We start from the raw sequence: 13,339 nt of genomic DNA, 5'->3' as shown, positions 1-13,339 counted from the left end.
TCATCGCGGCACGGCGACCGGCTGCTTCTTGGAGACGGATTCGATGCAGGCCAGAGCAATCGCCAATGCATTGCGGGCATCGGTGCCCGTCGGACCGTCCCTGAGCTCTCCATCTCGTACGGCGTTGACGAAGGACGCGAGCTGAGCGGCGTAGCCCTGGATGAAGTGATCCGTGTCGCGCCGCCAGGTATCGTTGGAGACACCGGTCTTATCGAAAAGCGTCATGCTCGAGCGGCGCACGTCGCCGATGGTCACCATGCCACCGGAACCAAAAACTTCACCCCGGATATCGTAACCATAAAGAGCGGAGAAATTCGCTTCCGCGACGGCGATGGAACCATTGTTGAAGCGGATGTTCACGACGGCGGTATCGAGGAAACCCTTATCCCTGGCATCCGGTCGTAGAAGTGCGTCCGCCATTGCGAAGACCTCAACCGGCTTGGCGCCGGGGTTCAGCCAGAGCAGCGTGTCGAAGTCGTGGATGAGGGTCTCGTAGAAGATGGTCCAAAGCGGGATCCTGTCCGGATCGGCGCCGAACGGCCCCGGATCTCGCGTCAAGGATCGGATGAGCTGCGGCGCGCCGATCTTGCCGGCGTCGATGGCAGCTCGCCCCTCGGCGAAGGCCTGATCCCAGCGGCGATTGAAGCCGACCTGAATCAAAACACCTGCGGAGCGCGCGGCAGCGATCGCGCGATCGGCATCCTCAAGCGTCAGCGCCATCGGCTTCTCGCAGAAGATCGCCTTGCCGGCCTCGGCGGCCTGAACGAGGACATTGGTGTGGAAACGCGCGGGGGTCGCGATGATGACGGCGTCGAGGTCCGGATGCGCGAGAAGCTCGGCAACGTCGGTGTACGATGTATCGACGCCGAGTTTATCCGCAAGCTTTGCCGCAGCGCCGGGTGCCGGATCGGCGATCGCGACGAGCTCGGCGTCGACCAGCCGCTTTGCAACGGTTTCGCCGTGGAAGGAGCCGATGCGACCTGCGCCGATGAGGCCGACATTGACGGCTTTGATCTTGGGCATGGGGTTTGTCCTGTGGTTTTACGATGTCAGATTGTGAATGCGGTGCGGAATGCCGCGAGCGCTTCGTCGGCGTCGCCAACAGCCCAGGCTTCCATGCCGATTGGACCGCTATAGCCCATCGCCTTCAGTGCTTTCGCGATACCGTTCCAGTTGACCTCGCCCGTGCCCGGCTCGCAGCGGCCCGGCACATCGGCGACCTGGATCTCTCCGATCCAGGGCAGGCATTTGCGGCAAAGCTCGATCAGGTTTCCTTCGCCGATCTGCGCATGATAGAGGTCGAGGTTGAGCCGCAGCCGCGGATGGTCGATGCTCGACACAAGCGCCAGCGTATCCTCGGCCCGACCGAAGGACACGCCTGGATGATCGACGGGCAGGTTCAGGTTCTCAAGCGTGAAGACGACGTCTTCTGCTTCGGCCAGATCGACGATCCGACGCAAGGTGTCGCGCGCTTTCAGCCACATCGCCCCCGTGACGACTTCGATCGGTTGCACCGGAAGGCCGCGATCGCCGAGACCGGTGCCATGAAGGTTCAGCCGCTGGACGCCGAGGCGCTTGCCGATTTGCGCCGTCTCGCGCGCTGTTCTTAGAAACTCGTCGGCGCCTTCGTCGTCGGTCAGACGGCCTGCGAGATAGCCATTCATGATCGTGAAGGTCGCGCCCGTCGCCTCCAGCCTGCCAATGTCGTGTTCCGGCCAATTCCACAGGCCGACACCGAAGCCCATTTCCTTGAGCCGAGAGGCGCGCCATTCGATCGGCTTGTCACGCCAGAGCATCTCGGCGCAGGCCGCCAATGGGAAGAAAGACGTGGGAGCAGTCATAGATCTTACCTTGTCGATGGATATGAAGGTTCGTGTGGCGGCGAGGAAACGCCGAACCGAATGGTTGTTCCGAAGCGTTGGATCAGACGGTTCCGCCAAGCTCCTCTGAGAGGGACTGCAGTTCCTTGCCGCCTGCCATCAGGTTTTGGAGACCGTCTAGATCGATCTCGCTCTTGGCGAAGGTTCCCAGTGTCTGTCCGCGGTTCAGCGCCGTGAACCGGTTGCCCACCGCATAGGCATGGCGGACGTTGTGCGTAATGAAGATGACACCCAGCCTCTTGCCGCGGACTTGGTCGATGTATTTCAGGACCATCGAGGTTTGGGCAACGCCGAGCGCTGAAGTCGGCTCATCGAGAATGAGAACTTTCGCACCGAAGTAGACGGCGCGCGCGATGGCGACACACTGGCGCTCGCCGCCGGATAACGTGCCGACGGCCTGGTCTGGCTCGCGGACATCGATGCCGATCTTGCGCATCTCGTCGCGCGTGACGTTGTTGGCGAAATCCATGTCCATGTGCTTGAAGGGACTGAAACCTTTCAGGGGTTCGCGCCCCATGAAGAAATTCCGGGTCACCGACATCAGCGGGATCATCGCGAGATCCTGGTAGACGGTGGCAATCCCAGCGTCGAGCGCGTCACGCGGGCCATTGAACGTCCGAGGTCGTCCCTCGACCAGGAACTCTCCCGATGTCGGCTTGAAGACGCCGGACAGGGTATTGATGAGGGTGGATTTTCCGGCACCGTTATCGCCGAGAAGGCAGAGGACTTCGCCGGCATTGACGCTCAACGAGACGCCGTTGAGTGCGATGATGGAGCCGAAGTGCTTGACGAGGTTCTTGGCTTCGATGATGGGCGTCTGAGACGTGCTCATCAGCGTTCTCCCGTGACGCGTTTGCGGATGACATTGTTGAAGATGACGGCCGTCAGCAGCATGCCGCCAAGGAAGACGAGGTACCAATCCTGATCGATCGATGTGTAGGTCAGCCCGATCAGCACCATGCCGAAGACGATAGATCCGAAGAACGCGCCGATCGCCGAACCATAGCCGCCCGTCAGGAGGCAGCCGCCGATGACTGCCGCGATGATTGCCTCGAACTCCTTCTGGAAGCCGCGACGCGCATCCGTGGAACCTGCATCGAGCACGGTCAGGATTGCGACGAGAGTGGCGCACATGGCAGTGACGATGAAGAGTGTCGTCTTGACGCGGGCGACCGGAACACCGGACTTGCGGGCGGCTCGCGGATCGCCGCCGGAGGCAAAGATCCAGTTACCGAAGCGCGTCCGCAAAAGTACCCATGTGGCAGCCAGTGCGATCAGAATGAACCACAGGATTTCCACCGGGATGCCGGGAACCTTCGGCGCTCCGCTGGGAAAAGTCTCGATGATGCCCCTGCTTCCGAGCCAGGAGAACAGTCCGGTGAATGCATCGCCGGAAAAGATCGGCGCAAGCGGGCTGTTGGCGGCTGCTTCCTTCATGCCTCGAAGCTGCGTTGCGCCGCCGCTCGCCCATTTGAGCCCGACCAGCGTCAGACCGCGCAGGATGAACAGGAAGGCGAGCGTGACGATGAACGAAGGGAGGCCCGTGTGCATCGTGAGCTGCGCATTCGTGACGCCGATTGCCACCGCAAACCCCAGCGCAATCAGGATTGCGATGCTGAGCGGCAGATGCAGGACCACAAGCGCCGTGCCGAATACAAGGCCGGCAAAAGCAACCATCGATCCGATAGACAGGTCGAATTCGCCTCCGATCATCAAGAGAGCAGCACCGATCGCAAGGATTCCGAGCTGGGCGGCCGGAGCCATGAAGTTGATCACGCCGGCCAGCGTGAACATGGCGGGATTGGCGGTAAAGAAAAAGAAGATAGTGACGAGCACCAGTCCAGCGACAGCGCCAAGTTCCGGACGCCGCAGCAGCGCGGTCATCGTCGAAACCTTTTTCAGCCGCTCGTCGGATCGGGCCGAAGTCCCGTTCTGTTCGTTGGCCAGCGTCATGGGATCGTTCCTCAGATTGTTCGTTGTCCTTGCGCGCCACGGCGTTCAGCGGACGAGATCGCGCAGCTAGGCAGGCGTGGCAGTTGAGGCAGCTCCCGCCGTAGCGGGAACTGCGACGGCTCCGGCTTAGCGGATGCCCTGGGACGATTTCTCGATGACCTTGGCGGCCGTGTCCTTTTCGACGAAACTCGGACCGGAGGCGACGTTGCCTGCCGGAATCGTGCCGTAACGCGCATTCAATGCGAGGAAGGTCACGGGTAGATAACCCTGAAGGTAGGGCTGCTGGTCAACGGCGAACAACGCCTTACCGTCAGCCACCGCCTTGAGGAAGCCCGCCGACAGGTCGTAGGACGCGACCTTCACCTTGTCGCCAGCGCCCATCTTCTCGACAACCGCGACGGCACGCTCGCCGACGAGCGGCGCAGAGAGACCAAGGACGACGTCGATCGATGGATCGGAGGTGAGCGCGGCTTGAATCTTAGCTTCGATCTCGGCCGGATCGGCCGATGTCGGCAGCACGGTCACCTTGCCGCCTTCGAAGCCTTTTTCCGTTCCTGCACAACGTTGATCGAGGGCCGCATTGCCCACTTCCTGATTGACGCACAGAACATGTTTCAGGCCGAGAGACTTCAGTTTTGCACCGACCTTGATGCCGGCTGGAAGTTCGTCCTGGCCGACATGCAGCTTCATGCCGAGCTTTTCGGCCGCGGAGATGCCGGAATTCATGGAGATTACCGGAATGCCGGCTGCCACGGCTTTCTGGATCGCCGGACCGAGGGCATCCGGATCAGGGTCTGAGATCACGATCCCGGCGGGGTTCTGGTTGGCGGCGGCTTCGATGAGCTGGCCCATAGCGACCATGTCGAAGGTTTCAGGCGCACGATAGTCAACCCGGACATTGCTGTCCTTGCCGGCCTGCATCATGCCGTTCTTGACGATCGACCAGAATGGATCGGATGCCTGGCCGTGGGTGACGGCGATGATCGTCAGTTGGTCCTGTGCACGTACGGCCGTTGAACAAGAAACGGCGATCCCGGCAGCCAGAATGCCACAGGCGAGTTTGCTGAGAATAGATTTCATGTTGGTCCTCCTCCTTGTGCCGCCCGCTCCTCAGGTCGGCAAAATGCAGATGCTACCGGGTGCAAATATCTTGCTACCGGGTGCAAGCAGGTGCATCATAGGCGTGAATGGGGTAAAAGCAAGCATTCATTTCACCGAAATCGAGAAATGGAATGTTTGTTCTATTTTCTCCGGAGGCAGCATGCGAAAGCGAGAGACGATCAGGCGAACCACGGCGAAGGAAGTTGCGGCCGCCGCCGGGCTCTCGAAGTGGACAGTCATTCGAGCCTTTACTCCCGGATCTTCAATCACAGAGGAGAGCAAGCGCCGCGTCATGGAAGCGGCGGCGGCGTTGAATTATTCGCCCAATCTGCTGGCACGAAGCCTTGCGACAAACTCCACGCGACAGGTCGCCGTCTTTGTCGACGACTTCCGCAACCCCCAGAAGCTTCCATTCCTTGAAACATTGACCGATCGCTTGCAGGCAGCCGGCCTGGTCGCCATGCTCATCAACATCAACAACCACTTCGATCACGTGCATGCATTACTACACGCGGATCAGCGGCAGGTCGACGCCGTCATTCTTTTTGGTACCGCGTTTCGCGACGAGACGCTGACGGATCGCCAGCTCGGCAACGGGATGCCGCCCATGTTCGTTCTGGCGCGGGATAGTCAGATTGACGGTGTGCCGGCAGTTGTATGTGACGCCGAGCTGGCTCTCCGGGATATCGTCAATCACCTGCATGAACGAGGGTATCGGCGACCTGGCTTCATGAGTGGCGCGACCGCGCTTTCAACCGCTCTAAGACGACGCCAGCACTTCACGGATTTCTGGGCAGAGAAAGGTGTTAGCGAGATCGAATTGCTGTCAGCCGAGAAATATAGTGCGGAGGCCGGAGCGGAATCTGTCCGCAACTATCTATCTCAAATGGCACCTGCCGACCGGATCGATGTTCTCATGTGCGAGAACGATATCCTGGCATTGGGAGCCATCGATGAAATTCGCGGAAGGCACGGGCTGAGAGTGCCTGAAGACATTGCGATCGTCGGTTTCGACAACTACGAACTAGGCGGCTCGTCTGCCTATAGCCTCACAACCTACGAGCAGCCCCGGCACGAAATGGTGGAGGCGATCATTGGAATGATCGTTGGAACCATCGAAGCCGAAACAGTCACGCTCCCCGGTAAACTGATCATCAGAGGTTCGACGTGATATCGGTAATAGACAGACCGGAATCCATCCATTTCTACGAGACCATTGGTGGCACGGGCACCATCCCTGCCTGCAACAGCTCCGTGATTTTATCACGATCGGCAGCGCGACCGAACAAAAAGCCTTGTGCAAATGGACATCCCAAACGCGCAAGATCGCTTGCTTGATTTGTAGTCTCTACACCCTCGGCTACCATCCGCACGCCGAGGCCGGCGGCCATATCAAGCAGAGCCTTGACTATCGTTTCACCACGATCGTCAGATATCCGGTCGACGAAACTCTTATCGATCTTGATTATGTCAACGGGGAACTCGAGGAGGTGGGTTTGAGATGCGTAACCCGTTCCGAAATCATCCAAAGCCACGAGCAATCCCTCAGTGCGAAGCTCCTCGATTAGCCTCAGTTTCGCGGCTGACAAGATCGACGACTGCAATTTCAGACAACGCTCACAGGAGACATTACAGGCCGCACATGAAGTTGTGCGCGAGCACGCGGTAATTCATGGCCGTTCCGTCCGCGCGTCAAAGAGTGGCGTGTACTCAATACAACGCCGTCAATTTTCATGCACGCGATGTGTTAAAAATGAGCAAAACCTTGCGGGCCGCTGGGCCGCCCTCGTTTAGGATGGCCCATCAACAGCCTCGAAAAGTAAATTCCTTCGATGCCAGGTCGCGAGCGATTGATAATAGTTGATAAACGGCCTATTTTTGTTCTGAATCACGTCAGATGGAGGACCGCATGATCAGTGCCGATCTGGGAAAGCAGCTCGAAAGCTATATTCAGCAACTTGTCGAGACAGGCCGCTATGGTTCGAAAAGCGAAGTCCTTCGGGAAGGTGTGCGACTGGTCCAGGACCGCGAGACCCGGCTTGCCGCACTCGATGCTTCAATCATGCGCGGCATTGCCGATGGAGATGCTGGCCGAACGAAGCCGGCGAGTGGTGTCTTCGATCGGCTTGAGGCCAAATACAGCGCGATGGCTGACAAGGCCGAAAAGTCGGCATGATCCTCGAGTTTTCCTACGAGGCGGAAAACGACCTTGAGCAGATCGCCGATTATATCTCAAGGGACAATCCCCAGCGCGCGCTGTCATTCATCCGAGAGCTGCGCAGCAAGTGCGAGGTTCTCGTCGACAATCCGAACGGCTACTCCCTCGTCCCCCGCTACGAGCACCATGGTATCCGCCGGCGCGTCCATGGCAACTATCTGATCTTCTACCGCGTCGAATCCATGAAGGTAGTCATCGTCCATTTTCTGCATGGCACCACCGATTATGGGACCATTCTGTTCGGTGAATAGCTGCACGGGTCGATCCGAGACGAACGCCCTCTCAAACAGCGGAGCTAGGCGGCTGGCCTGTACGTCTTATCATCATCGCAAGCGCCCCTCGACCTCCGCAGCACTCAGCACCACCCTGATGCGGGTGATCCGAGCAGGAAGTATCCGCCGGCGAAGGTTGTACCTTCATTGATTTTCTCGCTTCACGACCAGGACTGTGCGCAATTACGGATGCTGGCCGTTCCGCCGTATAACCTCGCACTTGAACCAACTCGAACCGTCGACCCTCCTCCTATTCTAGTGAGATGACCTTTGTTCATTGAAATTTTCGCGTCGGTTTGACGCCCGCTGCCAGCGTCGACGTTCACCTTGCGCTATACCGCGATCACATCCTGCTTGATCATTTCGCGATGCGGATCCCGGCGTCGTACCGCTCAGCAACGATGTCGATAAAGCGGTCCTCTACGGTCAGTTCAGGCTCGATCTCAGGGTAAGTCGCGGCGAGATCCGGAAGGATCGGCTCCAGCGATCTTCGACAATGCTCTCGCTGGAAAATTTAGGGTGTCGGTGGTTGCAACCGGGCTACGGCAAGCTGCCGAAATCATTCCATTTGGACAAAGCCTTGTCTGATAGCCCGAAACCGTCAAGCCCGGGTTTTCGGCAAGGTCTCGCCCCAACTGGAAGCCATTCTCCGCTTACATTTTCGCTGAACGGCTCCGTTTCTGCGTCAATGTTCGAACACAAACGCCGTTTTTGCGCGATTTCCGCCGAGCGCTGTAGCGGGCCGATCGACCACACGGCGAGCTAATCTTCTGCCTCGAAAAACACCCTGCCCGCTAGATTTATGTCGTATTACGATATAAATTACGGTCGGGAGGATTGCTCATGACCAAGACGACCTATGAACCAACTTCGGATTTGGACCTCTTTGCCAAGCGCCTCGTTCGCAGTGCTACGCCGAAAAACACGCTTGAGCATTCGCCAACCGCAAACGAGCTCACCGACCTCAGGCTTCGGCTTGATGTGCGCCTTCGGGCTGGTCGAATGGATTTGAAACTTCTCGCCCTGGAATGGCGATATGACGTCGCGCTTTTGCTCGATCATATGCGCCATTGGATGTTCCAGTTGGATCGAGATTTCAATGGCTAGAAGATGCGCGAGTGGTATTCGACCGCCCCCATTTTGCCAAATGCGGCCTACGTGCCTCTACACGTTTCGAGCAGATCGTCGGCACCGAAGGGAACCAGTCCAAGGCAAAGTTGGTAGTTAGTGACTTCCGCCCAGTGGGTTTGGTCGCTAGCATGACCTCACTGAGGTTTAGGAGAACCGTCAGCCAATCGATAGAGGAATTTTCTTGCAAAGTTTCAATTGACCGTTTCCGATGACCGGGCGACACTTGCAACCTACAGCAAGGCAGGAGGGAAGACGATGGACGAGCCAGACCAATGGCGCCATATGGCGGCCGCGCCGAAAGACGGCAGTCGGATCCTCGTCACCATCCGGCCGTCCGAACAGGGGCCGGCACAAGTTGACCTCGCATATTGGTCGAATGGCGATCAGTTCGGTGCGGAAGGTTGGCGCGCCTCCGATTCTTCGCCCGGCTGCATCATCGAATATGCCGAGCCGGAATTGAAGTGCTGGATGCCGATGCCCTCGGCCAATCTCAGCCGCACCGCGATGCCCGCACCCTGGGAAGGCGACGATGCGGAGCAACTCGATGGGTCAGGCATCTGAGAATTCGCGCCGGCGTATCGCGAGGATTCGACAAGATGAGATCGGCAGAAGCGGTAGACCTCGTTGCGGATTTTCGGCGCGATGAGCTTGCGCAGGATCGGCCAAAAGACCGGACCCGCTAACCGACGCTACGAGCTCATCCGAGGCTTATCCGTGGACTTGCAACGGATGCTGCGGCAGAAATAGATATCGAACATCTCAGCGAATGCGCCGACGCGGTTACTGCCGATATCCCGGCTGTTTGTAGTATTGAAATCGCCAACACGAAGATTTAGATTTTGATCGTGTCTAGGGATATCTGCTTTTGCAGAGGTGGTCGCGATGATTATGAAGTATGCTCACCAGCGGGAGATACCACTGGATTCTGAAGCGCTGGACGTCTGCCAACGCGCATTCGATGCCACTTTGATCAAGCTGGATATCACACGCGAACATCAAGAATCCGAGGTTATCGCGGCCTTCGTCATCAAACTGTACCAGCAGGGAGTTCACGAGGAGGAAAAGCTCTTCCAACTCGCCATGGCGGCAAGCGCCAGCCTGGACGTTTGACGACAACCGATGCAGATGCCGGCAATGCTTGCCAATGCACTTAATCCGCAAGGCGCACACCCCTCCTGGTCCGGCTGGAGACAATTCCTCAATAGAATCAGACCAGTGGCGGATCGACGCTGATGCCTTTCTCGACCATCCGAGTGTAGGCGTATCACGCCTGCCGTCGAGAGATCGATCAGACGCCTCGCATCGGTAAGCGGGAGAAAAGGACCGAACGTCCAGCAAGGTCAAGCCCGTGCTCCGCTAAGCCCGGCGACGACGAACGGCGGATTGAGCCGCAGCGCATCAAATAGCCTTAAACTGAGAGCGATAGTGTTCCATCATCGTCGCCCTCCTCTTTCGTAGTCCATCGAAAGACCGGTTGGCGCCCGCAGCGGCAGCGAATCCTTGCAGGTCAGCGTTTCAGAAAACCGACAAACTTGCTCGGACCATCCGCGGCAGACCGCTTTATGCTTTAGGGAGGAAAGACCTATGCATACCCAAAATCCCCTCGCTCCATCCCGGTTGGGGCCAGAGCTGTATGGTCCGGGAAAAGTCGAAACAATCGGCCCCCCATGCTCGCAAGTTTCCGATGAGACAACCAGAGAAGCCTATGAGCGTGGAGGCGCCGCCGGCATCCAAGAAAAGGAAGATGAAGAAAATCCCTATCCGGAAGGAACCTTGCTCGCGAAGGCTTTTGAACACGGCTATCTCGATGGGCAAAAGGCGCATCGATAGCCAAGGATCCAGCGGAACGAACGATCGGCTCCCATTTTCTGGTCGAGCAGCGAATCCCGAGGTTCGTGTCACGGGCACCGCTTGCCGGCAGTCAAAGGGATTCCGTCCGGGACGGCGAGGAGGATATTCATGAGCTCGATCATAAATGTTGGGTTTTCTCTCGTGTGGGAGGCGCCAGTCCTCATTCAGAAGGAGGGCTTTTACACGAGAATCATAAGCGGCCCCAGAGAGGCGCTTCGATATCTGCAAAAGGACTTCGAACAACGCTCGGGCCAACTCTATTGGAACGCAGTTTACTCCTGCACGAAAGCACTTCGGTATCGCTCCGCCCCTGAAATCGCCCGCCAGTATTTTATTTTTGCTTGTGGTGATGCCTGTATCGACGCCAAGTAGCGCTCACCGCTTGCCGCCTCATCAAAGATGCCGCGCATCTGCCTCGGCGACGAAGCCTCCATGCGATGGAGAATGCGTAGCCTAGTTCTCCGAGACCGCCGAGTGCGAAAGCCCTGTTAAATTGGACAATGAGGATGAGCGGAATCTTACTTCCGATCGCCGTCAATCCGGCGAGCCGCATCCTTTTCGTTGAGAATAGCACAAAAAATGCGGGCCTCCTTTTCGGGCAAACTCTCCAAAGCCCAAGTTGAAGGCTTTGCCGACTTGCCCGTAAACACATCGTAGACCGTCCAGGACAGATCTATTTCCTGGCGGAGGGCATACCGTCGGGTTCTACTTGTCATCGCATTCTCTTGAAGGATGGCGGCGACCAAGCGGTCTTTGCGTTCATCAATCCTGCCCACGATACCACGCAAAGGTCGAAGAACCGCTATAAGATGATCAAACCAATTGCGCCGGCGCCCAGGGCATTGCCGTGGCTTTAGCAGGAAGTACCCAATCGCCGTTCGCTACGCCTCACGCATCCAAGCCAATAATGCGTGCCATTATTCCTCAGGCCAGTTGAACCTACTTACTCCGAGGATGGGCAATCTGCCCATTTTGATCAGCGTTTAAGGCAGGCGCACACGAGCGGCCTCGCGCGGTTACGTGACGCGTGGCGCTCCAGGTACAGGTCGCAGATCCGCAATTGTTACGGCTTTGAGTTTGACTTGAGCCGCCCCTTCTTCTCCGGCGCCTCCGCCACGGGCTGGGCTAAGCGAAGGGCGCGGAGTCTCTCCGTCTTCTTGGCCCTGATGGCAGCCTCGGCGTCCATAATATCCTTTGCGGCAGCATTTGTCTGGGCCAACTTCGTTTCGGCCGTGATCTTGCCAGTTTTGAAAAACCGATCTTTTTTCGCAGTCATGCCTTACCTCTCAAGCGGTAGAGAATATGCCAGCCCTGCGCGCCGGTGGAGAGCTCCAAGGGCGGGACGCTCAGCGCGCCCGTCCGATTATTACTTTCTTTTTTGGCATCGGAAGAAGGCCTTCGCGCTGGGCTTGCTTGCGGGCAAGCTTGCGGCTCCGGCGGATCGCTTCGGCTTTTTCTCTCGCGCGCTTCTCTGAGGGCTTTTCATAAGCACTGCGGGCCTTCATTTCTCGAAAGAGGCCTTCGCGCTGCATTTTCTTTTTCAAAACGCGAAGCGCCTGATCGACGTTATTATCTCTTACATCTACTCTCAAGATTGTTCCTTCGGTTAGCGTTTTCTGATGCTGATTGCGCTCGAATTGACCCAGCTGGAAAGCTTCCCTTCCGGCATGGAGGACGCTTCTCGTGTTGGTGACGAGGATGCCGCAGCATCAATGTCGACCTGGAGGATGCGGCGTTCGAAATTCTCGGCGTCGAACTGAACACGGTATTGTGCGGTGCCCTGAGCCTCGGGCAGGCATGAAAGAATTCGACCGTATCCCGAAGGGCCGGAACTTCCGAGAACGCCGGACTTCAACAGGATTGTGTCACCGATCCGATAATGCCACTTTTGCATACGGTTCTCCGATGGGCAAAATAAAAGGCCGGGCATCACCCCGACCTCTCTGCACCATTCACTTCGCTGCCAGTACATCCGTGGTCAGCCTAAGCGAATGACAATTCATGCGGCCTGAAGATTGTCCGCCGAGCTCTTGCCGGACTTGCGGTCCTGGACAATGTCGTAGCGAATTTTCTGACCGTCGTTGAGCGAGCGCATTCCAGCGCGTTCAACAGCGGAGACATGAACGAAGACGTCCGTGTCGCCGTTATCGGGCTGAATGAAGCCGAAGCCCTTGGTGGCGTTAAACCACTTAACTGTACCAGTGTTCATAACGATTTCCTTTCGTAGCAATCGTTGTTATTCCCGCGATGCCTTGCGGGATTAGATCGATTATTTGAAAGGGAATCCGAGGAAGAGCATTGAGCCCTTGAGCGACGTCACAAGCAATGGTCGATGACCCATACATAGCCTCTATTTCTGATTTGGCAATGTGCGTTCAAAAATAAATGAGACTTCTCGACCACCAGCTGGATAAATAAGATGCGACAATTGTCCACTATCCTGGAGGAAAAAGGAGGAAATCCCGCAGCGCGCTGGCAGTTTCGCAATGGCACTCTCAGTGCCGGTGAAGACAACCTCATTCACAAACAGGAGCGACGAATGATGAGGCCAGTTTTCGCTCGTTTCGGCTGCGGCGAAACGCCCAACGCCATTCGTTGGGTCTCGTCAAGGCTTGCTTCTTTTGACAAATCTGCGGCACCCGCATGAAATCCAGGAACCAAATCCTCAAGTGCCGGTTGGTGCAACTAATTGAATAGACCGATTCAATACAAGGAAATCGTGCAGGCCATCAGAAGCGACGGCTAGGGATCTGTGTGCCAACGATCGGCATCAGAGTTTGCATTGCTGCAGACACGCATGTGTATCGTAAGCGCTCATTTCGCTGCGCGTTGACGGGGTGGATTGTGACGACCGCCCTGGGTCAGGTGGCAGTGGATTTGGCAAAGTTAAACGGAAGTAGATCGTCTATATCCGCGCCGTCGGGACGCTGCGG

At 57.4% G+C, this 13,339-nt stretch carries 19 protein-coding genes; 9 read left to right on the top strand and 10 right to left on the bottom strand.

Annotated elements, in window-relative coordinates:
• From HGP12_RS11755 to HGP12_RS11735, 5 genes are all read right to left on the bottom strand, one after another.
• On the bottom strand, nt 1-1,023 hold the full coding sequence (locus HGP12_RS11755) for a Gfo/Idh/MocA family oxidoreductase (RefSeq protein ID WP_168842880.1): 1,023 nt from the start codon (nt 1,021-1,023) through the stop codon (nt 1-3).
• Nucleotides 1,024-1,049: 26 nt separating this feature from the next.
• Complete coding sequence (locus tag HGP12_RS11750) at nt 1,050-1,841, bottom strand: TIM barrel protein (RefSeq protein ID WP_168878844.1); 792 nt, start codon at nt 1,839-1,841, stop codon at nt 1,050-1,052.
• 82 nt (nt 1,842-1,923) lie between these two features.
• A complete protein-coding gene (locus HGP12_RS11745) occupies nt 1,924-2,712 on the bottom strand; it encodes an ATP-binding cassette domain-containing protein (protein WP_168878843.1) in 789 nt (262 codons plus the stop codon).
• Nucleotides 2,712-3,833, bottom strand: coding sequence for an ABC transporter permease (locus HGP12_RS11740; protein ID WP_168842877.1), 1,122 nt, complete (start codon nt 3,831-3,833; stop codon nt 2,712-2,714). Before HGP12_RS11740 ends, HGP12_RS11745 begins: the two co-directional genes overlap by 1 nt.
• 126 nt (nt 3,834-3,959) lie before the next feature.
• Complete coding sequence (locus HGP12_RS11735; RefSeq protein WP_168878842.1) at nt 3,960-4,913, bottom strand: sugar ABC transporter substrate-binding protein; 954 nt, start codon at nt 4,911-4,913, stop codon at nt 3,960-3,962.
• A 181-nt stretch (nt 4,914-5,094) separates the two neighbouring features.
• Between HGP12_RS11735 and HGP12_RS11730 the strand changes: the two genes are divergently transcribed.
• On the top strand, nt 5,095-6,105 hold the full coding sequence (locus HGP12_RS11730) for a LacI family DNA-binding transcriptional regulator (protein ID WP_168842953.1): 1,011 nt from the start codon (nt 5,095-5,097) through the stop codon (nt 6,103-6,105).
• A gap of 34 nt (nt 6,106-6,139) precedes the next feature.
• Here the strand turns inward: HGP12_RS11730 and HGP12_RS11725 are convergent, their stop codons facing one another.
• Nucleotides 6,140-6,523, bottom strand: a complete 384-nt coding sequence (locus HGP12_RS11725) for an EAL domain-containing protein (RefSeq protein WP_281408258.1) — start codon at nt 6,521-6,523, stop codon at nt 6,140-6,142.
• Between the two features lie 320 nt (nt 6,524-6,843).
• Between HGP12_RS11725 and HGP12_RS11720 the strand changes: the two genes are divergently transcribed.
• The 7 genes from HGP12_RS11720 to HGP12_RS11685 all read left to right on the top strand — a co-directional run bounded on the left by HGP12_RS11720 (nt 6,844) and on the right by HGP12_RS11685 (nt 10,778).
• Entirely contained in the window at nt 6,844-7,110 is a 267-nt protein-coding gene (locus HGP12_RS11720) for a type II toxin-antitoxin system ParD family antitoxin (protein ID WP_168842875.1), read from the top strand.
• A complete protein-coding gene (locus HGP12_RS11715; RefSeq protein ID WP_168878841.1) occupies nt 7,107-7,403 on the top strand; it encodes a type II toxin-antitoxin system RelE/ParE family toxin in 297 nt (98 codons plus the stop codon). Before HGP12_RS11720 ends, HGP12_RS11715 begins: the two co-directional genes overlap by 4 nt.
• A gap of 864 nt (nt 7,404-8,267) precedes the next feature.
• Nucleotides 8,268-8,531: a hypothetical protein gene (locus HGP12_RS11705; protein WP_168842873.1), complete on the top strand. Its 264-nt coding sequence runs from the start codon at nt 8,268-8,270 to the stop codon at nt 8,529-8,531.
• Nucleotides 8,532-8,810: 279 nt separating this feature from the next.
• Nucleotides 8,811-9,116: a hypothetical protein gene (locus HGP12_RS11700; protein ID WP_168842872.1), complete on the top strand. Its 306-nt coding sequence runs from the start codon at nt 8,811-8,813 to the stop codon at nt 9,114-9,116.
• A 321-nt stretch (nt 9,117-9,437) separates the two neighbouring features.
• Nucleotides 9,438-9,665, top strand: coding sequence for a hypothetical protein (locus HGP12_RS11695; protein ID WP_168878840.1), 228 nt, complete (start codon nt 9,438-9,440; stop codon nt 9,663-9,665).
• A 474-nt stretch (nt 9,666-10,139) separates the two neighbouring features.
• A complete protein-coding gene (locus HGP12_RS11690; protein ID WP_168842870.1) occupies nt 10,140-10,385 on the top strand; it encodes a hypothetical protein in 246 nt (81 codons plus the stop codon).
• A 129-nt stretch (nt 10,386-10,514) separates the two neighbouring features.
• Entirely contained in the window at nt 10,515-10,778 is a 264-nt protein-coding gene (locus HGP12_RS11685; RefSeq protein WP_168842869.1) for a DUF982 domain-containing protein, read from the top strand.
• 691 nt (nt 10,779-11,469) lie between these two features.
• Here HGP12_RS11685 and HGP12_RS11680 read toward each other — a convergent pair.
• The 4 genes from HGP12_RS11680 to HGP12_RS11665 form a co-directional block, all read right to left on the bottom strand.
• Complete coding sequence (locus HGP12_RS11680) at nt 11,470-11,682, bottom strand: hypothetical protein (RefSeq protein WP_168878839.1); 213 nt, start codon at nt 11,680-11,682, stop codon at nt 11,470-11,472.
• Between the two features lie 70 nt (nt 11,683-11,752).
• Nucleotides 11,753-11,998, bottom strand: coding sequence for a 30S ribosomal protein S21 (rpsU, locus tag HGP12_RS11675; RefSeq protein ID WP_168842868.1), 246 nt, complete (start codon nt 11,996-11,998; stop codon nt 11,753-11,755).
• Nucleotides 11,999-12,012: 14 nt separating this feature from the next.
• Nucleotides 12,013-12,336 (bottom strand): cold-shock protein, encoded by a 324-nt coding sequence (locus HGP12_RS11670; RefSeq protein ID WP_246703334.1) that lies wholly within the window; start codon nt 12,334-12,336, stop codon nt 12,013-12,015.
• A gap of 69 nt (nt 12,337-12,405) precedes the next feature.
• On the bottom strand, nt 12,406-12,615 hold the full coding sequence (locus tag HGP12_RS11665; protein ID WP_168842867.1) for a cold-shock protein: 210 nt from the start codon (nt 12,613-12,615) through the stop codon (nt 12,406-12,408).
• 210 nt (nt 12,616-12,825) lie between these two features.
• On the opposite strand from HGP12_RS11665, the gene HGP12_RS11660 reads away from it, so the two are divergent.
• Nucleotides 12,826-13,053, top strand: coding sequence for a hypothetical protein (locus HGP12_RS11660; RefSeq protein ID WP_168878838.1), 228 nt, complete (start codon nt 12,826-12,828; stop codon nt 13,051-13,053).
• Nucleotides 13,054-13,339: the final 286 nt, after the last annotated feature.

The organism is Rhizobium sp. P28RR-XV (genome assembly GCF_012641385.1).
Lineage (GTDB): Bacteria > Pseudomonadota > Alphaproteobacteria > Rhizobiales > Rhizobiaceae > Rhizobium.
The sequence above is the reverse complement of the archived record's forward strand: the minus strand, read 5'-3'. Positions and strand labels throughout refer to the sequence as shown.